This window comes from Photobacterium satsumensis (assembly GCF_050336935.1).
GTDB lineage: Bacteria > Pseudomonadota > Gammaproteobacteria > Enterobacterales > Vibrionaceae > Photobacterium > Photobacterium satsumensis.
This window is the reverse complement of the sequence record NZ_JAKJSK010000006.1, coordinates 833,028-859,511: the sequence shown is the minus strand read 5'-3', so window position 1 is coordinate 859,511 and position 26,484 is coordinate 833,028. Positions and strand designations below refer to the sequence as shown.

At 44.6% G+C, this 26,484-nt stretch carries 26 protein-coding genes and 1 pseudogene; 23 read left to right on the top strand and 4 right to left on the bottom strand.

Annotated features, from left to right (window positions below; all coding sequences use genetic code 11):
• Positions 1-4: 4 nt before the first annotated feature.
• From pntB to L4D79_RS04000, 7 genes are all read left to right on the top strand, one after another.
• Positions 5-1,381: a Re/Si-specific NAD(P)(+) transhydrogenase subunit beta gene (pntB, locus tag L4D79_RS04030; protein WP_428647702.1), complete on the top strand. Its 1,377-nt coding sequence runs from the start codon at positions 5-7 to the stop codon at positions 1,379-1,381.
• Between the two features lie 300 nt (positions 1,382-1,681).
• Complete coding sequence (vxrA, locus tag L4D79_RS04025) at positions 1,682-3,121, top strand: sensor histidine kinase VxrA (RefSeq protein ID WP_428647699.1); 1,440 nt, start codon at positions 1,682-1,684, stop codon at positions 3,119-3,121.
• Positions 3,096-3,758 carry a response regulator transcription factor gene (locus L4D79_RS04020; protein WP_428647697.1) on the top strand — a complete coding sequence of 221 codons (663 nt, stop codon included), beginning with the start codon at positions 3,096-3,098 and terminating at the stop codon, positions 3,756-3,758. The genes vxrA and L4D79_RS04020 overlap by 26 nt, the downstream gene beginning before the upstream one ends.
• 5 nt (positions 3,759-3,763) lie before the next feature.
• On the top strand, positions 3,764-4,627 hold the full coding sequence (locus L4D79_RS04015) for a DUF2861 family protein (RefSeq protein ID WP_428647695.1): 864 nt from the start codon (positions 3,764-3,766) through the stop codon (positions 4,625-4,627).
• A 101-nt stretch (positions 4,628-4,728) separates the two neighbouring features.
• Positions 4,729-5,958 carry an NnrS family protein gene (locus L4D79_RS04010; protein ID WP_428647692.1) on the top strand — a complete coding sequence of 410 codons (1,230 nt, stop codon included), beginning with the start codon at positions 4,729-4,731 and terminating at the stop codon, positions 5,956-5,958.
• Positions 5,959-6,025: 67 nt separating this feature from the next.
• A complete protein-coding gene (locus L4D79_RS04005) occupies positions 6,026-6,196 on the top strand; it encodes a YoaH family protein (protein ID WP_428647690.1) in 171 nt (56 codons plus the stop codon).
• A 201-nt stretch (positions 6,197-6,397) separates the two neighbouring features.
• Complete coding sequence (locus L4D79_RS04000) at positions 6,398-6,913, top strand: HD domain-containing protein (RefSeq protein WP_428647687.1); 516 nt, start codon at positions 6,398-6,400, stop codon at positions 6,911-6,913.
• A 66-nt stretch (positions 6,914-6,979) separates the two neighbouring features.
• On the opposite strand, the gene nadE is transcribed toward L4D79_RS04000, so the two are convergent.
• Positions 6,980-7,816, bottom strand: coding sequence for an NAD(+) synthase (gene nadE / locus L4D79_RS03995; RefSeq protein ID WP_428647684.1), 837 nt, complete (start codon positions 7,814-7,816; stop codon positions 6,980-6,982).
• A 182-nt stretch (positions 7,817-7,998) separates the two neighbouring features.
• Between nadE and L4D79_RS03990 the strand changes: the two genes are divergently transcribed.
• Complete coding sequence (locus tag L4D79_RS03990; protein WP_428647681.1) at positions 7,999-8,520, top strand: nicotinate-nicotinamide nucleotide adenylyltransferase; 522 nt, start codon at positions 7,999-8,001, stop codon at positions 8,518-8,520.
• A gap of 50 nt (positions 8,521-8,570) precedes the next feature.
• On the top strand, positions 8,571-9,032 hold the full coding sequence (locus tag L4D79_RS03985; protein ID WP_428647678.1) for a hypothetical protein: 462 nt from the start codon (positions 8,571-8,573) through the stop codon (positions 9,030-9,032).
• 14 nt (positions 9,033-9,046) lie between these two features.
• Here L4D79_RS03985 and L4D79_RS03980 read toward each other — a convergent pair whose 3' ends face one another.
• Positions 9,047-9,688: a hypothetical protein gene (locus tag L4D79_RS03980; RefSeq protein WP_428647676.1), complete on the bottom strand. Its 642-nt coding sequence runs from the start codon at positions 9,686-9,688 to the stop codon at positions 9,047-9,049.
• Between the two features lie 229 nt (positions 9,689-9,917).
• On the opposite strand from L4D79_RS03980, the gene L4D79_RS03975 reads away from it, so the two are divergent.
• Positions 9,918-11,297, top strand: a complete 1,380-nt coding sequence (locus L4D79_RS03975) for a histidine kinase sensor domain-containing protein (protein WP_428647673.1) — start codon at positions 9,918-9,920, stop codon at positions 11,295-11,297.
• A 57-nt stretch (positions 11,298-11,354) separates the two neighbouring features.
• Here the strand turns inward: L4D79_RS03975 and L4D79_RS03970 are convergent, their stop codons facing one another.
• Positions 11,355-11,831 (bottom strand): hypothetical protein, encoded by a 477-nt coding sequence (locus L4D79_RS03970; RefSeq protein WP_428647670.1) that lies wholly within the window; start codon positions 11,829-11,831, stop codon positions 11,355-11,357.
• A 333-nt stretch (positions 11,832-12,164) separates the two neighbouring features.
• Here L4D79_RS03970 and L4D79_RS03965 point away from each other — a divergent pair, with 333 nt between their 5' ends.
• The 13 genes and pseudogenes from L4D79_RS03965 to L4D79_RS03905 all read left to right on the top strand — a co-directional run bounded on the left by L4D79_RS03965 (position 12,165) and on the right by L4D79_RS03905 (position 25,429).
• Complete coding sequence (locus tag L4D79_RS03965; protein WP_428647668.1) at positions 12,165-14,258, top strand: TonB-dependent siderophore receptor; 2,094 nt, start codon at positions 12,165-12,167, stop codon at positions 14,256-14,258.
• A 195-nt stretch (positions 14,259-14,453) separates the two neighbouring features.
• On the top strand, positions 14,454-15,215 hold the full coding sequence (locus L4D79_RS03960; protein ID WP_428647666.1) for a DUF3450 domain-containing protein: 762 nt from the start codon (positions 14,454-14,456) through the stop codon (positions 15,213-15,215).
• A gap of 1 nt (position 15,216) precedes the next feature.
• The gene (locus L4D79_RS03955) at positions 15,217-16,563 is read left to right on the top strand and encodes a MotA/TolQ/ExbB proton channel family protein (RefSeq protein WP_428647663.1); all 1,347 of its coding nucleotides are present in this window, start codon (positions 15,217-15,219) and stop codon (positions 16,561-16,563) included.
• On the top strand, positions 16,563-17,123 hold the full coding sequence (locus tag L4D79_RS03950) for a MotA/TolQ/ExbB proton channel family protein (protein ID WP_428647660.1): 561 nt from the start codon (positions 16,563-16,565) through the stop codon (positions 17,121-17,123). The genes L4D79_RS03955 and L4D79_RS03950 overlap by 1 nt, the downstream gene beginning before the upstream one ends.
• Positions 17,123-17,527 carry an ExbD/TolR family protein gene (locus tag L4D79_RS03945; protein WP_428647658.1) on the top strand — a complete coding sequence of 135 codons (405 nt, stop codon included), beginning with the start codon at positions 17,123-17,125 and terminating at the stop codon, positions 17,525-17,527. Before L4D79_RS03950 ends, L4D79_RS03945 begins: the two co-directional genes overlap by 1 nt.
• A complete protein-coding gene (locus L4D79_RS03940; protein WP_428647655.1) occupies positions 17,527-18,144 on the top strand; it encodes an energy transducer TonB in 618 nt (205 codons plus the stop codon). The genes L4D79_RS03945 and L4D79_RS03940 overlap by 1 nt, the downstream gene beginning before the upstream one ends.
• Entirely contained in the window at positions 18,141-19,319 is a 1,179-nt protein-coding gene (locus L4D79_RS03935) for a tetratricopeptide repeat protein (RefSeq protein WP_428647653.1), read from the top strand. Before L4D79_RS03940 ends, L4D79_RS03935 begins: the two co-directional genes overlap by 4 nt.
• Before the next feature lie 325 nt (positions 19,320-19,644).
• The gene (gene fusA / locus L4D79_RS03930; RefSeq protein WP_428647650.1) at positions 19,645-21,669 is read left to right on the top strand and encodes an elongation factor G; all 2,025 of its coding nucleotides are present in this window, start codon (positions 19,645-19,647) and stop codon (positions 21,667-21,669) included.
• A 129-nt stretch (positions 21,670-21,798) separates the two neighbouring features.
• Positions 21,799-22,326: a GNAT family N-acetyltransferase gene (locus L4D79_RS03925; RefSeq protein ID WP_428647648.1), complete on the top strand. Its 528-nt coding sequence runs from the start codon at positions 21,799-21,801 to the stop codon at positions 22,324-22,326.
• Between the two features lie 244 nt (positions 22,327-22,570).
• A pseudogene (locus L4D79_RS03920) lies at positions 22,571-22,900 on the top strand (DUF3332 family protein); the annotation flags it as partial.
• A gap of 252 nt (positions 22,901-23,152) precedes the next feature.
• Complete coding sequence (locus L4D79_RS03915) at positions 23,153-23,338, top strand: hypothetical protein (protein WP_428647645.1); 186 nt, start codon at positions 23,153-23,155, stop codon at positions 23,336-23,338.
• Between the two features lie 68 nt (positions 23,339-23,406).
• Entirely contained in the window at positions 23,407-24,480 is a 1,074-nt protein-coding gene (locus L4D79_RS03910) for a DUF3626 domain-containing protein (RefSeq protein WP_428647642.1), read from the top strand.
• 115 nt (positions 24,481-24,595) lie between these two features.
• On the top strand, positions 24,596-25,429 hold the full coding sequence (locus L4D79_RS03905) for a dienelactone hydrolase family protein (protein WP_428647639.1): 834 nt from the start codon (positions 24,596-24,598) through the stop codon (positions 25,427-25,429).
• Positions 25,430-25,518: 89 nt separating this feature from the next.
• On the opposite strand, the gene L4D79_RS03900 is transcribed toward L4D79_RS03905, so the two are convergent.
• Complete coding sequence (locus tag L4D79_RS03900; protein ID WP_428651697.1) at positions 25,519-26,250, bottom strand: class I SAM-dependent DNA methyltransferase; 732 nt, start codon at positions 26,248-26,250, stop codon at positions 25,519-25,521.
• Positions 26,251-26,484 lie beyond the last annotated feature (234 nt).

Sequence of the window (26,484 nt, the reverse complement as noted above, 5' to 3'; positions counted from 1 at the left end):
ACACATGTCTGCAGGAATCGTACAAGCGGCATACATTGTTGCTGCGGTACTATTTATCATGTCGTTGGCGGGTCTTTCTAAGCAAGAAACTGCACGTGCTGGTAACTATTACGGTATTGCCGGTATGGCAATCGCTTTAATTGCAACGATCTTCGGCCCCGATGCTCAAGGTACTGGCTGGGTCATTCTCGCCATGATCATTGGTGGCGCAATTGGTATCTATTACGCTAAAAAAGTTGAAATGACCCAGATGCCTGAGCTGGTGGCCATCCTACACAGTTTTGTGGGTATGGCAGCCGTACTGGTGGGTTTCAATACTTATCTCGATCACGGTGAATTAACAGGGGCACTGTTAAATATCCATTTGGTTGAAGTTTTCCTTGGTGTGTTTATTGGTGCGGTAACATTTACCGGTTCCGTCGTGGCTTTCGGTAAACTAAGCGGGTCAATGTCATCTAAAGCACTCATGTTGCCACATCGTCACAAGTTAAACCTTGCAGCAATTGTTGTGTCGTTCTTACTCATGGTGATGTTTGTTAAAGCAGAAGGTTCGATATTCGCACTGATTGTTGTGACCTTGATTGCTTTTGCTTTTGGATACCATTTAGTTGCTTCTATCGGTGGCGCGGATATGCCCGTTGTTGTTTCAATGCTGAACTCGTACTCGGGTTGGGCAGCAGCAGCGGCAGGCTTTATGCTCGCGAATGACTTACTGATCGTAACGGGCGCCTTGGTGGGTTCTTCTGGTGCAATTCTGTCTTACATTATGTGTAAAGCCATGAACCGTTCATTTATCAGTGTTATTGCTGGTGGATTTGGTAGCGATGGTGCGGCACCGACAGAAGATGTTGACCATGGTGAGCACCAAGAGGCATCTGCTGAAGAAGTCGCTGAAATGCTGAAAGATGCACGTTCTGTCGTTATCACTCCAGGATATGGTATGGCCGTTGCTCAGGCTCAGTACCCTGTGCATGAGATCACCGATAAGCTGCGTAAAAAAGGTGTGGACGTACGTTTCGGTATTCACCCCGTTGCGGGTCGTTTGCCGGGTCATATGAACGTTCTTCTTGCTGAAGCTAAAGTGCCGTATGATATTGTGTTGGAAATGGACGAAATCAACGATGACTTCGGTGAAACGGATGTTGTCTTGGTTATCGGTGCTAACGACACGGTTAACCCTGCTGCAATGGAAGACCCGAACAGCCCAATTGCTGGTATGCCAGTATTGGAAGTATGGAACGCCAAACATGTTATCGTATTTAAGCGTTCGATGAATACGGGTTATGCGGGTGTTCAGAACCCATTGTTCTTCAAAGAAAACTCGCAGATGCTATTCGGAGATGCAAAAGAGTCTTGTAATAAGATCCTTGAGCATATCTAATTTAAGAGTCGTTACAATCTATTGATAGCAGCAAGGGAGCCTAGTGCTCCCTTTCTTTTTATATACCCAAGTGGCTTCAAGCTGCTTGGGTATATATATCAAGAACAAAACCGCCTAGTTGAATATCATCGACAGCTATAATTGTTTGTTAGTTTGGACAAAATAACGATAAGATTAAGTTATTACATGTAACTGCCGTTCTTCTATGTGGAATGTTTACATGATTTGAGTGCACATTTATCCATCAGGCTAATGACAAAGCCCTGACAAATAGAGAAAGTGGGGTGATAGACTTCTCGTATGAAAAAATTCGTCTTACTGTTCTCACTGCTGTTTGTCGGCACCAATACTGCGTCAGCAGAAAATTTACCCGAGCGCTTAAACGGCGTTCGGGCAGATCTATTAGCCAGTGATTCAGTTGCGACTTATGATTTCAGAAAGCTACAGGGCCAATTCCCTACGCAGTTGTTGTTACCGTCTTCGTTGTTACCGCAATCAGCAACGTATCCGCTGAAATCATTACAGCGTTTATATAACAGTTCGTTGTCCTGTAAGGGACCTTGGCCTGTTACACCGTTGTTGACTCAGCCGTTGGTTTTTACGCGTGCGATTTGTAACAACACGATCTTGCCTATTGGCTGGTTTGCGAGGGCTGGTTATATTCACCCCGGTGGTGGAAGTTATGCGTCAAGATACTTGATCAAGCATCCAAGTCTTGAAGAAAAGCTGGGGAATTTCCTCCATATTCAAGAACGAGATTTAGCGCCGACGAATACTGCTTTGGGCCGCTTACAGCGAATGAGCCGAGATGAGATACAGGTTTATATTGCTGGTGCAGAAGCTTTTATTTCAAATGGTGAACTTTGGATTCGTAATGGCAATGAGTATCATGTGTATGACCAACCTAGATGGTCGCCGGTCCTCAGTCAGTTTGATGTGAACTTCACTCGATTGAATACAACCAGCTTTTGTATACTGAAAAGCGGCAATATCTGTTGGGAAGAAGAAGATAAATCGCATCTGACTTTCTACCTTTTGGTAGGCTTGTTGGTGATCAACATAGGCTTATTGTTTGGTTGGGGGTTTTATCGGTGGCGCATCCGCCGCAGGGCAATGCAGGAGCGTATGTTGGTCCTTCAAATACTCACCCATGAATTGCGAACACCCATCGCAAGCTTGGCGATGACTGTGGAAGGATTTCGCAGACATTTTGATGCGCTACCAGAAACCCTATATGATGAGTTTAGGCGTTTGACCGAGGATTCTAGGCGTCTAAGACAACTTGCAGAGGCAAGTAAAGATTACTTACAAGCGAATCAACAAGAGCTAAGTGTACAACATGTTGATTCGTTTAATGAATGGGTTGAGTACCTGAGTGAGCCGTATGAAGTTACACTGGAGCTTGCTGAGGATCGCCCTGTAGATGTAAATATATATTGGCTGGGCACTTGTATCGACAATCTGTTGTCTAATGCCCACAAGTATGGCGTTAAGCCTGTAAAATTAACATCATCGTATTCGAACGGAAAACTTATTGTTAGCGTTTCAGATAACGGCCAGCTCGGTGCTAAAGACTGGGCAAGATTAAGAAAGCCATTCGTCAGCGAGCGCGGACTAGGGCTTGGGCTGACAATCGTAGAATCGATGATCCGAAGAATGGGAGGGCGAATGAAGTTAGTTGGCCCTCCGACAACTTTTATATTGGAGATACCGTGTGAATCAAACTCTGCTTCTGGTTGAAGATGACCGCAACCTTGCTGATGGTTTACTCGAGAGCTTAAGAGGGGCTGGTTACCACTGCCTCTATGCTGATTGCGCGTCTAACGTTGCTGAGCACTGGGCTCATGCAGATTTGGTCGTGCTTGACCGTCAATTACCTGAAGGGGACTCCCTCAGCTACCTGAGTGATTGGTTGAAGATAAAACAAGTGCCAGTGATCTTGCTGACTGCTATGGTTTCTGTTACCGACAAAGTGATTGGACTTGACTCGGGTGCCAAAGATTACCTTACCAAGCCGTTTGCGGAAGAAGAGCTGCTGGCGCGAATTCGTCTTCATCTTCGTTCTGGCGCCCCTGAAGCGGTGCCAAGTAATACGGTGACCGTAGGCGATATCATGATCGACTTGGATAGTCGCGAAGTTAATCAATCAGGTGACGCTGTCACTTTGACGCGTACTGAATTTGAGTTATTGGTATTCTTGGCTAAAAATGCTGGCCGTGTGTTTACACGTGATGAGTTGCTTGATCAGGTTTGGGGATATAATCATTACCCAACGACGCGGACTGTCGATACGCATATACTACAGTTGCGTCAAAAACTGCCAGGCATTGAGATCGAGACATTGCGTGGTGTCGGTTACCGAATGAAGTCTGCGTAAGTCGGATGTCCAACTTTTCCGTTACCTGTTCACTATTGATTTTGCATTCGGCGCTTTGGGCGCCGAATGCCTTAGCCAATTGGTTTGTGTCACAGGATGTGATTACCATGGCCCACCAAAAGTTACTCGAGGGTAAAACCAATGAGAGTTTTGGTGCGATGGTGCAAGCTTGGCAGCAATCGCCCAATATTGAATATCAAAACAACCTCAATAACTTGTTACAGCTTGCGATCACTGAAGATTGCGGGCGTAGCCTTGACGCAACAGCTTTGCCGCCTTGGCTATCGAGCTTAGTTATCCAGCGCGAAATGGTGCAGAATCAAAACCAAGTTTTGCCCCGTTTGGTAATTACAGGTACATCTGAACAGCGGATCACTAACATCGATTTCATTCGCTGGCCTGAGCAGTCAGTGCTTTCTGCAACCCCTAAAAGGGGGGAGGGAGGCTATTTTTCACTCGAAACCAAAAGGTTAGAAAAAGCGAGCAGTGAAGGGTTGTACCAGATGATCATCAGTGCAGATGGTGAAGAAAGCTACAAAACCTGGGTACTGCTAACTCGCCCTTTGGGTATACAGCGTATTGGGTGGGTTGATAGCCAAAACTGGCGAATTGAAAAGAATGGCCTTCCCGATAAAGCATGCCCGTCACCTGTACTCTCAATGAATATCTACGATCTCAATGATACATCGTGGACCCCGCTTTGGACGGAGAATGTTGATGGTAAGCTCCCAACGACACTGCCTGATTTTGATCTGCCTCAAGGACGGTACTGGTTGAGCGTCGGTATTGTTCAAAGTCGCTGGCAAGGGGAAATTGCAATTCGCGATATTCAAAGTATTACTAGGCCTGTAGAACATTCAGAAATGTAATTCATACATTAAGGCTATGATTATATAGATAATTAAATACATCTTTAATTTATTCTAAAAGATGTATTTTCATTGCAACTTTAAAGGTGTATTATTTATGCATGTTTAAAGTGGGTAATGAAACCATGATGCAAATCCTAGATAGCGAAAAAGAGCAAAAAATACTGCCGTTGTTTCGCTTAGCATTCCGTCCTTTTTTCTTAGCAGCCAGTATGCTGTCTGTTGTCTCGATGCTGCTGTGGGGGCTTTTCTGGGCCGGAAATGTTTCTTTGGCAAGCTATATGTATAGCAATCCTGTTTGGTGGCATAGTCATGAAATGCTGTTTGGCTTCACAGGCGCGATTATTGTCGGCTTTCTGTTGACCGCCGTGCAAAACTGGACCGGTAACCCTGGTGTAAGAGGCTGGAAACTAGCGGTTATTTTTGCATTTTGGCTGGTAGCCCGGCTGGGGATGTTCTCAAGTACACCCAACATCATCTGGATGATTGTAGATCTAGTGTGGATGCCTTTGGCGGCAGGATTTCTTGCTCACCCAATTATTATTCGTCGGCAATGGAACAATTTGTTTTTTGCACCTTTAATTGTACTGATGACGGCACTTAACGCTTTGTTTCATCTTATCGCGTTGGGGATGAGTGACATTCCATTACGCACAGCCTCGTTTGCTACGGTTATGGTGATCAGTGTTATCGTCCTAGTTGTTGGGGGTAGGGTGATCCCATTTTTTACTTGGCGTGGAACTCAGACAGAACAAATTACACGGATAAAATGGTTGGAACTTGGGGCTCTAGTGCCAAGTTGGTTGTTATTGATTAACGTACTGTTGCCAATACCGAGCCATATTTCTGAAGTGACATTACCCGTGTTGCTCGTTGCTACAGGGGTTATGCACCTTATTCGGTTTATGCGTTGGCGTAGCCTATCAACGCTCCGTGTGCCATTGCTTTGGTTGCTGCACTTTGCTTATTTAGCAATGGTAATTGGGATGTTGTTGCTCGCCATCCACTACTTGTTTGGAAGTGTGAGTTATAGTATTGCACTCCATACCCTGACTGTTGGTGGTATCGGCTGCATGATCCTAGCGATGATTGCCCGTGTCTCTTTGGGCCATACCGGGCGGGCATTGCAAATTAAACCGATCATAGTGGTTGCCTTCATTGCTTTGGTGCTAGCGACACTCGCTCGTACATTGCTTATTGCTTTGCAACCTATGCTGACTATTCAGGCATATGTTATTTCAGCAGGGTTATGGGCATTGGCCTTTGCTATTTTCACTGTTGTGTATTTCCCGATCTTATCTAAAGCACGTGTAGATGGTCGACCGGGTTAAATATCAGGTGACAACACCTGTGCAAGTCAATAAACTATGCGCTCAATTATTTCGGGTAAGATGAATTATGCTTAACAACGGTCCTACACTGACTCACGCACAGCAACAAGAAGCTGCTGATAAGATCCATGAGCTGATGGCTCAAGGGATCAGCAGTGGTGAAGCGATTATGATGGTCGCCAATGCAATTCGTGAAGCTGAAGCAAAAAAAGCGGACTCGGAGAGCGAACAGGAATAATTTGTCTTATCCCTGAAACGAATATTTGAAACGGGTGCCATTTGGCGCCCGTTTTTTCATCAAATCGTGCAATAAATCCCATTAGTTTATTACCAATTGAGTAAAATCTAACGTTGAAAGAGTGGATCGCACCCTCGCTTTCACCTTGGCCTTATTTTGTTTGGGTGTGGTCGTTGTCAGGTTTAGATGAAGGAGGGAAGGATGAATAACCGTTACCTCAAGGCTCGTACATTGGCCCGAGCCAAACACAAAGGACAAATGTACGGTGACGTTCCATATTATATCCATCTCGATGCAGTTTCTCGCTTAGCCAGCCCGTTTGGCACTGATGCGATGATTGCAGCTCAGCTGCATGACGTACTTGAAGACACTGAAACATCGATAGACGAGCTGGTCGCCGACTTCGGATTTCTTGTTGCTGATGCGGTCACTTATATGACCGATGACAAGCTTGAAAACCGGCAAGAAAGAAAGCATCACGTCAATCAGCGGTTGGCGGCATTGGACACCGTTGAAGAAGCGGCAAGAATTGCTTTAATCGTTAAAGCTTGCGATCGTCTAGCCAATGTAAGGGCGAGCTTGTATAGCAATCATCATTATTATCAGATCTACCAAGAAGAGCACCAAGCATTCAAGCAATCGGTATATCGTAAGGGACTCTGTGAAGCGATTTGGTGGGAGCTCGATAACCTATTACGTTTTTCCGAAGCATCATAAAAAAAGGGCTCAGTAATGAGCCCTTTTTATATTTCTGTAATTTATAACGATATAGAAATCTGTCTGTTATTCTTCGTCGTAAATTGTAGGGATCGGCTGGCGCTTGTGTTGTGTTGCCTTGTAGATCCCAACCAAGCGATCGGCAACAGACTGCTCAATAGCTTTGCCTTCTAGGAAATCATCAATTTGATCGTAGCTGATGTTGAGCGCGTCTTCGTCAGCTTTTTGCGGCGCAAGTTCTTCAAGATCCGCAGTCGGTACCTTAACCACGAGTTGCTCTGGTGCGCCAAGCTTTGCCGCTACCTGGCGAACTTGGCGCTTGTTTAGGCCAAATAGCGGAGCAAGATCACAAGCACCATCACCAAACTTGGTGTAAAACCCAGTGATATTTTCTGCTGAGTGGTCAGTACCTAATACAAGGCCGCCGACTAAGCCGGCAATTTCGTATTGTGCGATCATTCGGGTGCGGGCTTTAACATTGCCTTTCACGAAATCGATAGCACCCTGACACTCAGGAATAAGGCCTGTACCCTCTAGCGCCACTAGTGTATTCGCGTGAGTACCTTCTACGCCGTCTTTGATGTTCACGCTGACGGAATGACTAGGCTTGATAAATGATAATGCTAGCTGCGCTTCATCTTCATCTTTTTGCTCGCCATAAGGTAAACGTACAGCAATGAATTGATAATCATTGGTTTGATCGGCAGTATTCAGGCCTTCAACAGCGAGTTGTGCAAGGCGGCCAAGGGTGGTTGAATCAACCCCGCCACTGATACCCAAGACCAGTGATTTACATCCTGATTGTTTGAGTTTCTTCTGAATAAACGTAATTCGACGTTCTATTTCAAAGTCCGTATCAATTTCTGGTAATACGCGCATTTCGTCGCGGATTAACTGTTCCATAATGAATCAATCCTCAGGGACTTGCCCAGTTTGTAACCATATAGCATTATTTAATGCAAAAAAAAGATGAATTGCATTAAACCTTTTGCAAAATATGCGATAACTCTATGTAAGGATCAATCCTCTTACGCTAAATAAGTAAAATAATCAGTAAAACGGAACAAAAAAAGGACATTCCAGCCATGACAGCATCAATTGCCATTTTCGGTAGTGCGTTCAACCCACCGAGTCTTGGCCATAAGTCAGTGATTGAACGCTTAACGCATTTTGATAAAGTGATTCTACTTCCGAGCTTCAGTCATGCTTGGGGAAAACAGATGCTAGACTACGATGCCCGTTGTGAACTAGTTACAGCCTTTATTGAAGATTTGTCACAGGATAATCTCGAACTTTCAACGTTGGAGAAAGATATCGCGATAGGGGATGAAGCCATTACGACTTTTGCTGTGCTTGAAGCTTTCGAGAAACATTTTCCACAGGCAAACCTGACTTTCGTCGTAGGCCCTGACAATTTTCTTCACTTTGGCAAGTTCTATAAGGCTGATGAAATCACTCAGCGCTGGCAGGTGCTTGCGTGCCCGGAGACCGTGAAGGTACGGAGTACACAAATTCGTGAGGACATTGTCAATAGTCGCGAAATATCACATTTAACAACGAATAGTGTTGCTAAAATGCTTTGTGATAATGAGTGGTATGCCAAGTAAGCATTCTGGGGTGTTGGTTGTATTGTAGTGAGTGCGTTTAAGTAGTAATCATGATTGTGTTGAATTTATCTGCCGGGCTGTTGTTTTCAACAATATACTTTAATACTTCGACGTGTAACTCTGTCGTTGAATGCTCTCCACTCGACATATATGAAACTCATAGACATACCGAGACTTCACCGACACCGGCTATTAGTGAATGGAGAACGGTAGAGCAACCAAAAGAGAGTTTTTGGGATAACTGGGCTCGACAACTCGACTCTCCATTTTTATCTTCGAATGTATCATCAAGCTTTTATGGATTGGGTGTTTGGATGCCTGATAAGTTTGCTGACGATGATTTTCTGGATGTGGAAGAAGTCAAAGAGCTAATAAAAAAATACGGCTTGCAAATGAGTTTTGGTATTGGAGGGGAAAACGGCCAGTCACCGAGGTTAAGGTTTGACTATCGTTGGCATGATGACCGTAACTTAGAAGATGTGTTTATCCAAGTAGAAATCCCTTTTCAATAGCCCTTAGGTACTCTTCAATTCTCAATAACCTTCGAGGCAAGTTTATTTGCTTCATATCCTACTAATTCAGCTTCATAAAAAGAGAGTGCTTCTATTACCGGGAAGCGCTCTGTCATTAATGGCTGATCCCTTTCCGCAACATAGCTATGATGAACGACAGCGAACCCACTGGGGTAAGGGGTATTCCAAAGTTGGCTTTTCGCAACCAAACTTGAAGTGAGGAACTGTCCAATATAGGTCACTTTGTCAGCTGATACGTTGAAAAAAATGCCGAGGTTGTCATTCGATTTTGAACGAACCGTTTTGCGTCCGTTAGTCCCTTTGAATATAGCCTGATTAATTTCATATTGGCCTTCGGGTAAAGCGGTAACAAAAATCTGACCTTTGTCTGTGTCTGACTGGAAATCTGATTTCTTAGTGCTGGGGGTGGATAAGACGATTTGCTCCGATTGGCCGACAGGGCGGATAAGCAGGGTCGTGATGATACCTTCACCGGTTGACGGCCATTCTGTTGTGACGCCCAGGCTACCAGCGAGGTATCCCTTAGCTGCGTTTGTATGAGCGATACTGTCTGGGACATCCAGGTTTATACCTGAGCTACAGCCCCAAATGGCTAAACAAAATATCAAAATAGCGAAGCGTTTCATCTCTTGCATCCTTGCACTGGTATTGCCTTTTATATTTCCAATATAGCAACTGTAATTAAACATGATACATTGCGAATAAGACAGTTGTGTAAACTAAATTTGTTAATTTGATACCTAAATTTAGTTAAAAAGTATGCTTTGTTGCCTTATTTGCCACATTTCGGCTTGGAATGGCGAAACGACTGAATATTGCTCGTATCATATGTTAATCTAGCAAAAAATTTTTACGTTATTTGTAATGAGTCGTATTGTTATCCACAGAATCAAATCTTCATTTAGTCTTGGTGATCGAGATGGATTAGCATTTAAGCTATTTTCTTCATTCGCTATCAGTCTCTTTATTATTCTTTTGCTGCAGAATCTTGCTGAAGCAGCGATGATTCGGGTGCTGTTACATATTCCGGATAAGATCCGAGCAGAAATGGTTGAGTTGGCGTATCAGGCTGAGGTCAATATCAATGAAGGTGATATGGATGAACTGGCTGACTGGGAGCGGGGACAGAAGTATTACTTATTTGTCTTAGACGATAATCAGAGTGCTATCAGTGGGAGAGACATGCACCCACATTTCGAGTTCAAGCTACAATATGCCCGAGACATTGACACGGTTTTTGATAATGAGGTCAATCAGCCTATTATTGCCATTCCATTGCAGACCGGTCATACGTTAGTCATTCAGTTCCCTCATAATCATCACCCCGCACGCTACTTTACCTATTACTTCACCATTATAAAGGTGGTGATAGCTGGTTTGATATTAGGTGTCTTGTCTTTGCTGTTAGCTCGGTATTTACAAAAGCCACTTAATAAGCTTCAAGGTGCCAGCCATCGTCTAGCTGAAGGTGACTTTTCGGTAAGGGTAAGTCATGAAGTCGGTGATACTGTGACTGAGTTTGCCGCACTGGCAAATAGCTTTGACCATATGACACGTCGAATAGATGCTTTGTCAGAAAAGCAAAAATGCTTGATTAGAGATGTTTCACATGAGCTTAAAACACCGTTAGCGCGTCATGATCTGGCATTACACCTACTGAGAAGAAAGTTACCTCAAGAGCATCATGGGCTGTTAGATCGCCTTGCGCGTGAATCAACGGAGATGAACGAGCTTGTGAGTGAGATCCTTGAGTACAGCAGGCTTGAAAATGCCAGCTACCAATTAAGGCTTGTTCCTACGGATTTATCCAGCCTCTGTGTACTGCAAGTCGATAAGATGCAACATAATTTAATCGGAAAGCAGTCGCTACGATTCACGGGAGATAACGTTGAACAGTTAGCACTGGTAGATACCTGCCTTACACTGCGTATATTGAATAACTTGATTGGTAATGCCATTAAGTATGCGGGAGAGCAAGCACAAATCAGGGTATCAGTGAGGGCTGATAAAGGGGCAGGGCTCGAGCTTTGGGTTGAGGACTCAGGGAGTGGGATATCAGCTAAACATTTAGCGTCAATATTTAATCCGTTTACCCGGATACAGTCGTCACGTGAAAAACAATTCGGTGGCTACGGATTGGGCCTTGCCATTGTCAAGGAGGCGGCAACTATCATGAATGGCAATGTAGATGCAGAGAACCACCCTGGGGGATTCAGGGTTAAGGTTCAGTTGCCAAAGGCGTAATATATCCAAAGTAACTTGGCATACAAAAAAGCCCGATGATAGACATCGGGCTTAGTGTTATTTCTTTAGACGTTCAGTATCGATAACGTTCTTGAATTTACCGGCTTTGCTAAAAATGTAGTCTACATCAGGCGGGAAATCTTTATTGCTTTTGGCATGTTTCATCATGTCGAAGACAGTGAATTCAGTCATGATAGCGTATTGATATTCTTTGAAGCCGCCTTCAGCTTGTAGTGTTGGATCATAGTACTTATCGCCTTTACGGATAATAGCATGATCAATCACTTCTTCATTACAGCGGTAGCCAAGCACGTAGCGATCACCTCTACCGTAGATGACATTCATATAGCTGTTAAAAAAACATTCACCCTCATTAGATGTACACGATTCAAGTACATCCTCATCCATAGCAGAAACGGTGACAATACGCATTTTGTCTGCTTTTAGGTTAAGGGCTGTCAGTTGCTGACGAACGTTATCTAGGTTTACTTCTGTCACTTCACATGTACCGATAATTTTTAAAAAACGTCGCATTATACCTGCCTGCCATGAAAATGACACATTTCCTGTATCGTTATACCCAAGTTACCTCAAGGTGCAGGAGTCAGAGGGGGTCAGCGCATTCAATGCAAGGCGAAGGTTTGCAGGAATAGCGCTCGCTTTTAAAAAGCGTATGTCTCACCGCGGTACCTGCTTGACGCCAGTTTACACTTCTTTACGAATGCAAAGAATGTAAATTAACTGCAAATGGTAATAGTTATCACTTATATTCCTCCCAGCACAAAAATGCATGTGGGTACAACAAAGACGCCTAATAGCAAATAAATAACAAGGCGCTGTATCTCAAACGATTTGGAGTAACGGAATATGTTTAACAAAAGTCAGTTGACTTTACTTATTGGTGCCATCCTAGCGGCGCCTGCTGTCTATGCCCAAGAGCACACTGCCACGACTGATGTCGATGAGCACATGGTCGTAACAGGTCGTGACTATGGCTACAAAGCAGATACCAATACAACAGCTATGCGTATTGAAGCGAGTCAGCTTGAAACAGCTGGTCAAGTATCGGTTATCGATGAACAACTGATTGACGAGCAGCGAGCAAGTTCACTAGATGAAGTTCTGCAAAACGATTCCAGCGTCTCGATTGGTGACAAAACACGTAACCGCGTGACGTACTCGTTGCGAGGTTTTGAGATACAAAGTGGTAGTGGCTTCCTGCGTGACGGAAAGCAGCATTGGTCTCATTACCGCCAGCCGATCGAACTGCTGGAGCGAGTAGAGGTTGTTAAAGGGCCATCGGGCTTGCTATATGGTAAATCTGCGCCGGGCGGCCTGATCAATATGGTTTCAAAGAAACCAACATACGAAACGCAAGTTAATGTCAGCCAGGATATCGGTTCGGACAATGAATCACGTACTGTTGTTGATGTGAGTGGGGCGTTGAACGAAGCGCAAACACTGCGTGCCCGTGCGGTTGTATCCCAGCAGACCTATGACAACTGGCGTCATTACACAGATGGTAGCACGCCATCAACTGAACGCTTTGTTGGTGGGTTGTTTGTTGATTATGATGTTAATGACAATGTAACGGTATCTGCGCATTATGATAAAACCCGCGATAAGGGCAGTGTCGACTCAGGCGCATACGTTAAAGATGGCCAGGTTGTTCTGGGTAATGAGCACATCTGGGATGCTCAGTGGTCAGAGATTGAAAACAATGTCGAAAACTACGGTGTTGATGTTGTCGCACAACTGAATGATGTATGGCGCCTTTCAGCAAGTTACAACCACCAGAATTTCTTGCGTCACGATACAGAAAGCTTTTCAAAGCCAGAAACGTACAACCCTGAAACCGGTACATTTGAATATCAGGGCTACGATCGTCTAGATGACTGGCAGTATGATACGGCCTACTTGGACTTTGTTGGTGAGTTCACAGCTCTTGGAGTTGATCACCAGCTGCTAGTTGGCTCGAACTGGTTGGGTTATTACTATCTGGGCAAAACGGACTCGATTAAAGGTCTTACCGCTGAGGTTGGCAAACCAATGGAAAAGCCTGATGGTTTGAACTATCAAAATGCCGGTCCTAAAACCCCAACGGAGCGTGACTCTTACGGCTTCTATATCCAGGATATGGTAACGTTCAATGATCAGTGGCAAGCTTTGGCGGGATTACGTTATGACCGTGAAGAAACCAAAGGCAGTGACATTGTAGAAGACGCAATTACGCCTAAAGTGGCGGTGATTTATCACCCAAGAAGTAACGGCTCTATCTACGCATCGTACTCTGAGAGCTTTGAGCCACAAGGCGAAGTAACAAGTGGTCGAGGTAAAGTTTACCGTAATGATGGTGAGCACTTGAAACCTCGCAGTGGTAAGCAGTACGAAATGGGTACCAAGTGGGAGCTGTTTGACGAGCGTTTGTTTGTTACTGGTGCGGTGTTTGATATTGCACTGGAAGATGTTGCACTTGATATCGAAAATTCTGACGGCACTTACACCAAAACACAAGGCGGTGAGCAAGTACACCGTGGTGCTGAGTTCGCTATGCAAGGCTACCTGACAGAGCGCTTCTCTCTGCACGGTAATGCGATGTACCTAGACGCAGAATACAAGAGCCACGAGAAATATCAGGGCAACCGTCCAGCAGATGTGCCTGAGTTCGGTGCAACAGTGTGGTCTCGTTACGCGTTTGAGAACAACACTAATGTTAACCTTGGTCTGACGTATGTTGGCGAGCGCTACGGTGATGACTCCAACACGTTTAAGAAAGATGCGTACACTCGGGTAGATATGGGTGTATCACATACTATCCACTACGATCAGAACCTAGACTTTATTGCTCGATTCAATGTAGAAAATGTATTTGATACTGATTACATGATGGGTGGCGATAATACCAACGTAACGCTAGGCGAAGGTCGAAACTACATGGCGACGTTACAAGTACGTTACTAATTGATTAATAAAGGGGGAGGGCCGTGTGCTTCCCCCTTTATCGTTATATTAATTAATGTAAATTCAAATGATATCGATTTTCATTTGATGTATATTGATTCTACTCATCGACTAGCACTCGGTGAGTTTATTTGTTTTTGGTATAGCCTTCAGTATTTGAAGATTTTTAATTTTTATTAGTGCATTGATTTTAAAATGAATATTAAGAAAACTAGCCTAGCACTATTGGTGTTTGGTCTTACAGCTGGTGCCCAGGCCAGCACTTTGGGTGAAGCTCGAAATCTTGAAAGCTCGATGAACAAAGCGTCGGCGAGCAGTCAGAAAAAGATTGATCGTAGCGCGGAATCAACGTTGTCGATGAAAGCCGAGATTGAGCAATTGCAAGAAGAAGTACAGAACTTGCAGGTTTATCGTGATCACCTTGCTAACTTGGTTGATAGCCAGAACCAAGAGAAAGCGAGTATTAACCAGCAGATTGATGGGATTAAAGATACCCGTCAAGGTGTGGTTCCTCTGATGTACAGCATGCTGAACGGTTTGAAAAACAATGTTGAAGTGGATAAACCGACCCGCAAAGAGCAGCGTTTAGTACGTATTGAAAAGCTTGAAAAAATGATGGTTCAGGCTGATATCAGCGATGCTGAAAAATACCGCCGAATCTTAGAAGCCTACCAAATCGAACTTGATTACGGTACCAAGATGGGTACCTATCAGGGTCAGGTGGCGCTTGAAACGGGCGCGATTGAAGCGGATATGCTTTACCTAGGCCGTGTTTCTCTTGTTGCTCGCAGCCTTGACGGCACTCACTATTGGACTTGGAATGAAAAAGAGTCGGTGTGGCAATCGCTTGAACATAGCTACGCCGCGGATATTAATAAGGCATTTGCCATTGCGTCTAAGCAAGCAGCCCCAAGTCTAATTACCCTGCCAGTTTCAGTTAACGTGGAGACGAAGTAAGATGAAGATCAAAGCGTTAGTGGCAGCATTGTGCCTATTTTCAGTCCCTGTTGTTTCTGCCCAAGTTGTTTCTACTAATACTGCATTGGTTCAAGATACCCGCCAAGAGATGAAGGTTCAGCAGCAACATAATGCTGAGCGTGAGCAGGGCTTCAAGATGACTGAACAAGAGTTCAAAGCGCAGCGTGATGCGCTACTCAAGCAACGTCAGCAGCTTCAAGCTGAAACAGACCAGCTAAGTACGACTTTCAGCAAAAACGAAAACGAACTAGCGAAACTTGAAGAACAGCTTCGATTGGAAACCGGTAGCTTGGGCGAGTTATTTGGCGTCGTTCGTCAGGCGGCTAAAGATCTTGACTCAGAAATGGGTTTCTCGGTTACCGGCGTTGACCGTAACGAATACCGTAACGTTATCGACAGTATTGTTGAAGCAAGAACATTGCCGTCGCTAGATGAACTTAATGGTTTGTGGAAAGGCCTTGAAGAGCAAATTACCGCGAGCCGTGAATTGCGTGCTGTATCTGTCCCATTCATTGATGGTCAGGGTAAAAGTGCCAATGTTGATGCTTACCGTTTAGGTAGCCTCGGTTTGATTGGTGAGCAGGGATACCTTGCTTGGGATGGTAAACGCGCAAACGCCAAGCCATACCTGAAGCAGCCGCAAAACGGCCCAGTAAGCAATCAGCTTTCACAGCTTGCACAAAGTGGCATGCAGTCAATGGTTGTTGACCCGTCACGCGGTATCATGCTGGAGCAACTTGCCAATGCACCAGAGCTTAAAGATCGTATCGAGCATGGTGGCGTGGTAGGTAAGATCATCCTTGGTCTACTGGCTATTGGTCTGAGCATCGGTCTTTTCCGCGGCGCTAAACTGTTCGCGATTCGCCAACAGATCAAAAAGCAGCTTAAAACACCTGAAAGCCCGGGCAATAACCCATTGGGTCGAGTGCTCAGCGTATACAGCAAAGAGCAAAACCGCAGTGTGGAAGCACTGGAGCTTCGCCTGCTAGAAACGATAGTTGATGAGCAGCAAGGTTTGGAGAAAGGTCTTTCTATGCTTAAACTTCTGGCGGCACTTGCACCGATGTTGGGCTTATTGGGTACGGTTACCGGTATGATCGAAACCTTCCAGGTGATCACGCAGTTCGGTAATGGTGATCCAACTGTAATGGCTGGTGGTATTTCTATGGCTCTGGTGACAACCGTCCTTGGCTTGGTCGCGGCGATGCCTCTGCTTCTTGCCCATAACATGTTGACCACCCAGGCTGAAACTATCCGCACCATTCTTGAAAAGCAGGGTATTAGCCTAGTCGCTGAGCAAGCTGAAAAAGCAGGAATTACCGCATAATGGAAAGCAATCTGTATGAAGTGCCGCTAGTGCAAGCTTCATTCTTTGATGCTTGGAAATTCTCGCTAGAGACCTTTATGAACCAAGGTGGTCAGGTGCTCTGGTGGTTGGCAGCGGTAGTGATGTTTTGCTGGATTTTAGTGATTGAGCGGGTGTTGTACCTGCTCATTACCTACCCAAAACAGCGCCAGCTTTGGTTGGAACAATGGCAATCAAGGGATGACCATTCATCTTGGTATGCACGCTCAATGCGAGAAGGTTGGTTAAGCCAAGCACACATTGCACTAAATCAGAACCTTAATCTGATTAAGGTTCTTGTAGCAATTTGTCCAATGCTTGGTCTGCTAGGTACCGTTACCGGTATGATTTCGGTATTTGATGTGATGGCCACTCAAGGCAGTAGCCAACCAAGGTTGATGGCGTCAGGGATTTCCCTTGCTACATTACCGACAATGGCGGGTATGGTAGCAGCCCTATCGGGAATGTTTGTACATTCCCGCTTAGCGAAGTCCTGCCACAAGCGCGAAATTAAGTTAGAAAAATTATTGAGGAGTCAGTAATGAGACTGAGTCGTCCTTCTTCAGCACGTGAAGATGCCCAGGTAGACCTGACGTCTATGCTGGATATTGTATTTATCATGTTGATTTTCTTCATTGTAACCAGCTCGTTTGTCCGTGAGTCTGGTGTTGAAGTCAATCGCCCGCAAGCTAGTAATGTCGTCAGTCAAAAAGATGCCGGTATCTTTATTGCTATTACTTCAGCCAACGATGTGTATATCGACAAACGTGTTGTTGATGTCGAGCGTGTTCAAGCGACGTTAGAGCATTTGCTGCTTGAACAACCTGACGCCTCTTTGGTGATCCAAGCTGATGAACATGCTTATAACGGTACGGTTGTCAGAGTGATGGATGCCGCTAAAGGAGCGGGTGTACAGAAAATAGCGCTGGCAGCGGAGAAGCGCTAATGCTGCGTGTACTTATTGCAATTCCCGCGGCTTTTTTGATGGCGTTAGGTTTGTTTACCTTCATGGCTTGGATGGTGGATAACGGCAACCATCGGCCTGAAGCCGAAAAGCAGTTGCTAGCGTTTGATATGGTCATGGTGGAACAGGAGCGTGATGCTCAGCGCCGTCAACGCGCTGTGCCGGAGAAACCAGAAACACCGGAACCGCCACCGAAGGCCATGCCTAAAGCGTCTAATCAGGCAGTGACCAATACGGTGAGCCCATCAATGCCGAGTCTTAACCTAGACGCGTCTGTATCCGGCTTAGCGATCAATGTGCCAACGTTTTCTGACTTCGGTGCAAACCAGCAAGCGATGCCGCTGTATCGCGTTGAGCCTAAATACCCGGCTCGCGCGATGAAGCAGGGCGCTCAAGGGTATGTTGTCTTGTCATTTACGATTGATCCACAAGGACGTCCAACAGATATCAGTGTACTTGATGCCAAGCCTCGTCGTTTGTTTGAACGTGAAGCCATGAGGGCTTTGAAAAAATGGAAGTACCAGCCTAAGGTCGTTGATGGCAAGTCGATCGCTCAGGTCGGTCAAACGGTCAGATTGGAGTTTAAGATAGAGAAATGATCAAAAAATTGACATTAATTGCTGCTTTATCGCTTCCTCTTGGCCTTATCCCTGAGCAAGCGGTATCTGCTGAGCTATCACAGTATACAGCGGGTAGAGTGCAGCGTGCCCATAACCTTCAGCAGGACGAGAAACTCGGTGACGCGATTGTGCTGCTGGAAGAGTTGAACCCGTCACGTGATTACGATAAAGCCTACGTTCAGCGTATGCTGGGTGTATTTTATTGGCAGCAAGATAACACCACGAAAGCGATATCGAATTTGACCAAGGCCGTTGATTCGGGATTGCTGCAAGATGAGCAAGCCTGGATTACTCAGCGAATGCTCGCGGATATCTTGCTATCTAGTGAACAGTTTAAACAGGCGCTGCCGCATTACTATGCGTTAAGTAAACATATCCCTGAAAACCAAAAAGCTGATGAGTTGTGGCTCCGAATTGCTCAATCGCATTATCAGGTTTCTGAGTGGAAACAGACGATATCGGCTATCAATACTTACGCAAAGTATGCGGGAAAAATGGATGTTCAGCCTCTGACTATTCAGTTAGGCGCCCAACTACAGCAACAACAGTGGAAGGCGGCATTGCCAACACTGGAAGCGTTGATTGTACTAGAGCCAAATAAATTGGTTTGGTGGCAACAGACAGCGGGTATTCAATTGCGTCTGGGCCAGTCAAACTCGGCATTGGATACGTTAGCGTTGGCGCGTAGGCAAGGTGTTGAGCTTTCCCAACAAGACTTAAAAACCCTCGCTCAGCTTTATGCACAGCGCGGTATCCCTGAAATAGCTGCGATATTGTATTCGCAGCTAGAAGGGGCTGAGTCAGATGTTGAGCTTGTTGTCTTGCAGGCGCAATATTGGCAAATTGCCAAAGAATGGGATAAGTCCATCGCTGTTTGGCAGCAAGCCGCGAAGTTGGATAACCAATACCGATGGCAACTCGCTCAACTATTATTGCAGCAGGGCGACTATCAACAGGCGATTGTCGAATTGGATAAGGTCTCAGACAAAAAGCACGATGCAGCTGTGGCCTTGGCCAAAGTACGTGCCTATTACAAGCTGGATAACTTTGATAAAGCGATAATCTTCGCCAAGCAAGCAGATAATATTGAATCGAGTTCTGCATCGAAGAGTTGGATAAAGTATCTTTCTCAAAAGCGAGAAATGGCGAGTTAAGTTAATCACCGCTTTTGCCTAAGGCTACGATTGTGATATCAGCAGAACGTCTGTTGAATATCACAAAAGTAGCCTTTTTTTGTAACATAAAGAAGACAGCGCCCGCTGATATGAAATAACTCACATTAAATTAAAGCGAATGAGCGCAAGCTATTCGAGACAATGGAAAACCATTCATTGGTTATTCTTAATATTATTCTCTTGGCGATTTGGGCCCCTGCTTATGGACGTACCCATCCGAAAATTGACCTGGAAGACGACAAGGCGGGAAACCGCCATGCATGCAGATAAATAGCGTTTGTCTTTCAGAACTTCGGAGGCTGATATGTCCATGAATGAAATCCGCAATATCGCAATAGTAGGCCAAAGTGGGGTAGGTAAAACCACCTTAATAGAACGCCTACTGTATGAATCGGAATGCTCTACGCATTTAGGTAGTGTTAAGTTGGGTGACACTGTCACTGACTTTGATGACCAATCTATCCATTATCAACACAGTATCGAAGCAACTCCTGCCGCGCTTTGTTGGCAAAAACATCGAATGAACGTTATTGATACTCCCGGTTTGCCTGAGCTATTGGGGCGTACTTTGAGTATCTATCCAGCGGTTGAGACCTCGGCTTTAGTCTTTGATGCAAATACCCCTTTAAATCAAGTATCAGAAAAACTCTATTCTTTTGCCAAATTGCAGAAGAAATGCCAGATGATCGTTATTAATAAAGTTGATCTTAATCCGGATAAAATTCCGCAGATTATCTATGAAATACAATCTCATTTTGGTCAAGAATGCCTGCCTATAAACCTACCTTCTGATGATGGAAAAACGATTGTTGATTGTTATTTTTCTCCAGACTATGACGCTTCTACACTTTGGGATAGTGTGGAGTCAGCACATGAGCAACTAATCGATCAGGTTATTGAAGTCGATGAGAACCTCATGGAGTTATATTTAGAGCAGGGTTCATCATTAACCGCTAAGCAATTACACGATCCCTTTGAGGAAGCCTTACGTACAGGGCATGTGATCCCGATTTGTTTTGTTTCCGCAGAGACAGGGCAAGGCATTTCATTACTCCTCCAAACACTCGCTGAAATCATGCCGATGCCATCGGAAGGTAACATGCCAATGCTGGAGAAAAACAATCAGCAAATCCGGGTTGATTGCGAAAAGCTCGATCATACCGTTGCCCATGTTTACAAAGTCAGTGTTGACCCTTATCTGGGTAAGTTGGCTTATTTAAGAGTGTTCCAGGGCGAGATCAATGCAGGCTCTCAGCTCTATATTGGCGAAAACAGTAAAGCGTTCAAAGTCGGCCATCTGTATCAGTTACAAGGAAAAAAGCGTATTGAGATCGCAAATGCCCGTGCTGGGGACTTTTGCGTATTAGCCAAGGTTGATGATTTGAATTTTGATTCAGTGGTTCACGACTCACATGATGAAGATGATGTCACGATGCGCACGCTAGATTTTCCTGCGCCAATGTATAGCTTGGCTATACAAACAATCAAAAGGGGGGATGAGCAGAAACTATCAGAAGTTCTACATAAAATCGCTGCTGAAGACCCGTCCCTGAAGCTTGAACACCGTACTCGCACCAATGAAACGGTACTGAGTGGACAAGGGGAATTTCATTTAAAAATTGCCCTAGAGAAAATGGCTTCAGTTTACAAACTCAATGTGAATACCGAGCAGCCGAGCATCGAATATTTTGAGACCATCACACAACAGGCAGAAGGACATTACCGTCATAAGAAGCAAAGTGGTGGTGCTGGGCAGTTTGGTGAAGTTCAACTAAAGGTAAGGCCACTGGAGCGAGGTGATGGCTTTGTATTCGTTAATAAAGTTGTTGGTGGGTCAATTCCAACATCACTTATTCCGGCAGTTGAGAAAGGCATTCGGCAAGCGGTAGAAGAAGGTGCAATTTCGGGGAATCCAATCCATGACATTGAAGTCACGGTGTTTGACGGTAAATATCATTCCGTAGACTCGAAAGAAATTGCGTTTGTTATTGCAGGAAAAAAGGCCTTCTTAGATGCAGTTAATAATGCGAATCCTATCGTACTAGAGCCAATTGTTGAGCTAAAACTGCAAATCCCAACCGATTCAGTGGGGGACATTAGTGGCGACTTAGCTGCTAATCGTGGCGTGATTTTAGGCACTCAATCTGAAGAGAATAACTTTACGTCATTGCAAGCAAGGATCCCGCAGAATGAGCTTCTGGATTATTCTCAGCGCTTAAGAGCAATGACTGGCGGTGAAGGCATCTTTAGCATGGTGTTGAGTCACTACGAGCCCGCACCAAATACTGTACAGAAAAAGGTATGTGGTGCCGCCGAAGAAGCGTGTTAGCGTAAAGTACCATTACCTTGTTTAACTACATGAATACTCAGAATAGGCTCCTGTAATCAGGAGCTTATTTATTGTACTGGTGCAACTGGTTTGATATTTTGGTGTGTGTTTATGTTAAGGGGTATTTTTATGGAGACCAAAAGACTGAAGTTATTGCCACCCTCATTAGAAAGGGCGTCAATGATGTTAGAGGCTATCCAAGAAAGTCAAAATGAGCTCGGAGTCTATCTGCCTTGGGTACCGCATGCGTTAACTGAAGCCGCTTCGATTGAAAATACCAAGCAAGCGATAGCAAACTTCGAGGCTTTTGACGGTGAGCTTCGATATTCCATCATTGATAAAAAATCAGGGAAATTTCTAGGTGCTATAGGCCTTATTATTAAGGATAAAGCGGTGCCTTATTTTGAGATAGGTTATTGGCTACGTACGTCTGCTTATGGCTACGGTTACATGACAGAGGCCGTTAATTGGTTAACAGATTATGCATTGCAAGAGTTACATGCTAACCGACTTGAAATAACAGTAGCAGAGACAAACCAGCAAAGCCGCGCAGTTGCCAAGCGTTGTGGTTTTGAATTTGAAAGTTTAAAGAAAAATGAGCGACGCCTTCCTTCCGGCGAGCTGTGTCACACCGTGATTTATAGTAAAACGAGTTAAAAAATATGTAAGTCTCCTTGAGCAATTAGCACTTGATAGGCATTCAAGTGCTTTTTTTAAAGAAGAGGCTTACTCATGTGAAGCGTATTGACTATAGGATAATGAAATTAGGCAAGGTGATCGGTTTTATATCTCAGGTTGCTAACGAGCTTTAAGAAAAATACAGGCAAAATTGGCAAAAGATAAGACGAAGTGTGAAGCGATATATGGCTTTTCTTTTGAAAATTATAACTTGGATATAAAAATGAAGGTTACGCTTTTTAATAAAGTAGCTATTGCCGCTGTTGTTGCGGTGATGTTGAGTGGCTGTGTTGGCAGCAATGTCGCAACCAGTAAGCTGATGGAGTATAACGTAAAGGCCGTTGATAACCGTTATGCGCGAGGTGGATTAAATATGCTGATGTCGCCGATTTATGGTGTCACTATCACAGCTGACTACCTTGTTTTGAACTCCTTAGAGTTTTGGACTGGAAGTAACCCTGTCAATGGCAACCCACATATCTTTGATACGAAGACTGATACATGGTTGGACGTAAATGAGAATATTGATGAGTCGCTTCACTCAGCACCGATAACTCTCACTGAGGAATAAATAAAGAAGAGGTACAACCTAAAACGATGTGTATGCTTGATTGAGGTATGTTTGCCCCCTTTTTGGGGGCTTTTTTATTTCAGGTGTTCAAATAAAGAAATGGGTATGAGTCGTTTTACCCAAAAGCTCAGTAACACTGCTTTAATCCTCGAAAGTAAATTTTGGCTAATGGACTTAAGTTACCTATTATCTGGTCGTTTATTTCTAAGAGAATAAATGTAGTTAGGGGGTTGCATGTCTCTTGGAGTAAATCTGTCAGTCGACGATAAACAAAAGCTCTTATCAGAACTAAAGATGGTTGTAACGAATCGCTTTCCAAACCGTGAAGTGAAAATTATTAAGCAAACGCATCAAGAAGGCACAGTCTCGCTGCATTTTGAAGTCAATGATGGCAACCTGATAAAAATAGACCTTCCATAGAAGCGCTTGCAGAAACCCGCCTCCGTGATAGATTGTTGAATAATAATCATATCTATCATGGGGTTTGGATGAATCTGACGGCGGCACAGTTAAACGCGGTTCACTATGTTAATGAATATGCACAGTTAATAAACACAAACGAGTTACAGGCGTTTGAACATATTCTTAATATGTCGAATATTAGCCAACACCAAGTTTCACAGTTTTTGGCTAAGATTCAACAGGAAGCACAAATAGCGGCTCATTTTCATCCTGACCGTATTACAGGCAATGGCTTAACCGTTGTTGAGTCAATGCTATCAACTGGCCAGTACCTCAACCAGTTCGAATCATTGGTTTCGAATGGCAAACTGGATCCAAACCAGGGCGGGGAAAGGGCGACATGGGAAAATCACTTGTTTGGTGATGTGTTTACTTCGAAACCATTACACCAACGGCCAAAGTACGGTGCGTTAGATATTGCGCAGCATAGTGATGGCCCATGTCCAAGGTTTGGTTCATGCTATTTTGTGTTTAAATCTGAAGTCAGCCAGCGTGCCACCTTGTGTTTTGGCGACTCTCACTTGTCACCCAAAAACAGGGGGACCGCAGAAGTGTTTAAGCCATTGCTAGCCGCCATTTTGTTGGAGTCCTTTGAGAGAGATTCGGTACTAGGCTTATCCAATACCCGTCCTAAGCAATTTGTTGATAGTTTTATAAAAGGCGAATTATCCAGTACCTGCGAGCAATACGATCACCGGTTGATTAAGCCAAGGGCTAGAAACCTTGACCACTACATCGAAGCGCAGGTTCACGGTGATATCAGTTTATCCGATGATGTCGAAAGCTTAGTTGCCGATGCGTCATTTAAAGGTACCGACATTGGTGAGAAGCTTGGCAAGCTCTGCGAACGCTATGGCATATCATTATTTTGGCGTCCTGCGTATAGGCTCGCGGCAGATAACGTGCCGGATGATTTTCGTGGCCCTGCAATGGTACAGCTAGCTCGGAGTATTGCCATTCAAGGCGAAGTCACCGCGTGCGCGATTGGGCAAGCGGCGAGGGATGTCGTGAAAAATGCATCTTCACGTTCTGAAAATGAAACCCAGTCACAACTCCAGCAGCTGAAGCTACTTTGGCATGTGTTGGTTAAATTCGGATAATTAGATCAAGAGCATAGCGCTGATATGTCGGTGTGAAATTATGCTTGTACGCTCACAAACCGTATGGGTATTGCTGTGTTTATCATACCAGCAATATATTGGTTTGGAGTGTGTAATGGGAAATCGTCTAGCTCTAGGTTGTATCCTGCTTTGGGTTTCAACCAGTTCATTTGCTAATGATTATGGTGAAAGTGTTAAGGTTCCCTTTGCCGATAATGGCCTATTTGGTAAAAGCAGTATCAACCTAGAAGCGACCGTTTATAAACCAGAGGGAAAAGGGCCGTTCCCCACTGTTATTTTTAACCATGGTTCAACGGGGCCGCATGTTATTCCCGAAGGTTACACTATAAATCCTTGGGGGTTCGGGAAGTATTTAGTCAGTAAGAATATTGCGCTAATCATACCGATGAGAAGAGGGCGCGGTAAGTCCGAAGGCAGCTATAACGAGTTATATACGTGCGATCGTGAAGGCATTAATGAGGGATTGGACTATGCGGCGAAATCTTTAGACGCAACGTATAACTATCTAATGCAGCAACCGTGGGTGGACAAAGAAAAGTTGCTGCTGTCAGGTAACTCTAGGGGCGGGATCCTTTCTCTAGTGTACGCTTCAGAGCATCCAGAAGCCTTTGCGGGTGTAATCAATTTTGCTGGTGGCTGGGTGGGCGATGTTTGTAATAAAGGTTCTAGGTCACAAAATATTGAGATATTTGAAGATGTAGCCCAGAAACTGAAAACGCCGACCTTGTTTATTTATGGCCGTAACGACCCATATTATGCGGATACGACTATTGAAAGCTTTGTCACTGCATATGAGGAAGCGGGTGGGGATGTTGATTTCAAATTCTATCAGCTAGGAGCTGGTGTTTCGGGGCATGAAGTGTTCTACAACTATGGCCATTTGTGGTCGTATGTTGTCGATAATTACTTGAATGAGGCATTTGAGTGAAGCCTTTCAGTATAGCCTTCCAATAAAATATAAAAGGAAAGCCGCAGGTGGTTCATTTATCACTGCGGCCTAAATAGCCTATAGAGTGGTTATGCTGCCAGTTCCTGTCCAGCAAGTTCAGTATTCCCACGCTTTACGCAGGCAAAGAAAGCATTACCTGATGTATCGCTGAGCGGGACAATTTTTTCATAGTCGTGGTCGAACATGTAGACATCAAAATACGGCAACAGCAATTGGCGCATTTGCTCGAAGCTGACTGCAACCATCGGGTGCTCATCGTGCCACTGCAAGGTCTCATCGCCGCAGCGTTTCTCGATGCTTAGTTTCAGTGACTGGCGTTCACCATCGCCCGGATAATGCCAGCCAGAGGCAAACACAAAGTCTTCACCGTTGTGTTGTGCGCTATGGCGAGCGAACGAGTGGTTATCGATCATGTTTTTCTCAACAACATTAAAGCAGAACATACCACCCTCACGCAGCGCAGCGTGGGTACTGGCAATACAGGCTTTGAGCTGCTCTATTTCACCACTGTAGTGGATAGAGTAGAGAAAGCAGGTGATCAAATCGAGTTTGGACTCGACGGTAAAGCCACACATATCTTGTTGCATGAAGTTTGCTTCAGGGCAACGTAGTTTGGCTTGATCCAGCATTGGTTGGTTTAGGTCCAAACCTTGGCTTTGGTAGCCATTGTCAATTAGGTGGCGAATGTGAGGCCCAGTACCACATGCCAGATCAAGATGACGTTTGCCTTCATTGCCAAATAACTGGTGCAACCTGCGTACATAGTTACTTTGTGCCTGATAGTCGATATCAGCACACATCAAGTCATAGTAACCTGATAGGTCGGTGTATAGAGCATTGGAAGACGTTGTTGTCACTGGCATTTACCTGAAAACATAAAGGTTGCGCAGGATAAGGCCAGTCAGGCAGTTAGCAAAACAAATTAAATTGCATGTAACGATTAAAGGTATAAATCGACAGGCGGCAAGCCCGTAATCGCAAGCTATGTATCAAAGGTATTAACTTAGGGCCTCTGTTTGAATCATGTGACGGAT

Excerpts from the sequence above, each read along its gene's own strand:
- pntB (WP_428647702.1), top strand. The coding sequence starts at position 5 with ATGTCTGCAGGAATCGTACAAGCGGCATACATTGTTGCTGCGGTACTA.
- L4D79_RS03910 (WP_428647642.1), top strand. The coding sequence starts at position 23,407 with ATGAATCTGACGGCGGCACAGTTAAACGCGGTTCACTATGTTAATGAA.
- L4D79_RS04005 (WP_428647690.1), top strand. The coding sequence starts at position 6,026 with ATGCTTAACAACGGTCCTACACTGACTCACGCACAGCAACAAGAAGCT.
- nadE (WP_428647684.1), bottom strand. The coding sequence starts at position 7,816 with ATGGAACAGTTAATCCGCGACGAAATGCGCGTATTACCAGAAATTGAT.
- L4D79_RS03980 (WP_428647676.1), bottom strand. The coding sequence starts at position 9,688 with ATGCAAGAGATGAAACGCTTCGCTATTTTGATATTTTGTTTAGCCATT.
- L4D79_RS03950 (WP_428647660.1), top strand. The coding sequence starts at position 16,563 with ATGGAAAGCAATCTGTATGAAGTGCCGCTAGTGCAAGCTTCATTCTTT.
- L4D79_RS03965 (WP_428647668.1), top strand. The coding sequence starts at position 12,165 with ATGTTTAACAAAAGTCAGTTGACTTTACTTATTGGTGCCATCCTAGCG.
- fusA (WP_428647650.1), top strand. The coding sequence starts at position 19,645 with ATGTCCATGAATGAAATCCGCAATATCGCAATAGTAGGCCAAAGTGGG.
- L4D79_RS03945 (WP_428647658.1), top strand. The coding sequence starts at position 17,123 with ATGAGACTGAGTCGTCCTTCTTCAGCACGTGAAGATGCCCAGGTAGAC.
- L4D79_RS03905 (WP_428647639.1), top strand. The coding sequence starts at position 24,596 with ATGGGAAATCGTCTAGCTCTAGGTTGTATCCTGCTTTGGGTTTCAACC.
- L4D79_RS03900 (WP_428651697.1), bottom strand. The coding sequence starts at position 26,250 with ATGTGTGCTGATATCGACTATCAGGCACAAAGTAACTATGTACGCAGG.
- L4D79_RS03970 (WP_428647670.1), bottom strand. The coding sequence starts at position 11,831 with ATGCGACGTTTTTTAAAAATTATCGGTACATGTGAAGTGACAGAAGTA.
- L4D79_RS03955 (WP_428647663.1), top strand. The coding sequence starts at position 15,217 with ATGAAGATCAAAGCGTTAGTGGCAGCATTGTGCCTATTTTCAGTCCCT.
- L4D79_RS04000 (WP_428647687.1), top strand. The coding sequence starts at position 6,398 with ATGAATAACCGTTACCTCAAGGCTCGTACATTGGCCCGAGCCAAACAC.
- L4D79_RS03960 (WP_428647666.1), top strand. The coding sequence starts at position 14,454 with ATGAATATTAAGAAAACTAGCCTAGCACTATTGGTGTTTGGTCTTACA.
- L4D79_RS03990 (WP_428647681.1), top strand. The coding sequence starts at position 7,999 with ATGACAGCATCAATTGCCATTTTCGGTAGTGCGTTCAACCCACCGAGT.
- vxrA (WP_428647699.1), top strand. The coding sequence starts at position 1,682 with ATGAAAAAATTCGTCTTACTGTTCTCACTGCTGTTTGTCGGCACCAAT.
- L4D79_RS03975 (WP_428647673.1), top strand. The coding sequence starts at position 9,918 with ATGAGTCGTATTGTTATCCACAGAATCAAATCTTCATTTAGTCTTGGT.
- L4D79_RS03985 (WP_428647678.1), top strand. The coding sequence starts at position 8,571 with ATGATTGTGTTGAATTTATCTGCCGGGCTGTTGTTTTCAACAATATAC.
- L4D79_RS03915 (WP_428647645.1), top strand. The coding sequence starts at position 23,153 with ATGTCTCTTGGAGTAAATCTGTCAGTCGACGATAAACAAAAGCTCTTA.
- L4D79_RS03940 (WP_428647655.1), top strand. The coding sequence starts at position 17,527 with ATGCTGCGTGTACTTATTGCAATTCCCGCGGCTTTTTTGATGGCGTTA.
- L4D79_RS04015 (WP_428647695.1), top strand. The coding sequence starts at position 3,764 with ATGTCCAACTTTTCCGTTACCTGTTCACTATTGATTTTGCATTCGGCG.
- L4D79_RS03925 (WP_428647648.1), top strand. The coding sequence starts at position 21,799 with ATGGAGACCAAAAGACTGAAGTTATTGCCACCCTCATTAGAAAGGGCG.
- L4D79_RS04010 (WP_428647692.1), top strand. The coding sequence starts at position 4,729 with ATGTTTAAAGTGGGTAATGAAACCATGATGCAAATCCTAGATAGCGAA.
- L4D79_RS03935 (WP_428647653.1), top strand. The coding sequence starts at position 18,141 with ATGATCAAAAAATTGACATTAATTGCTGCTTTATCGCTTCCTCTTGGC.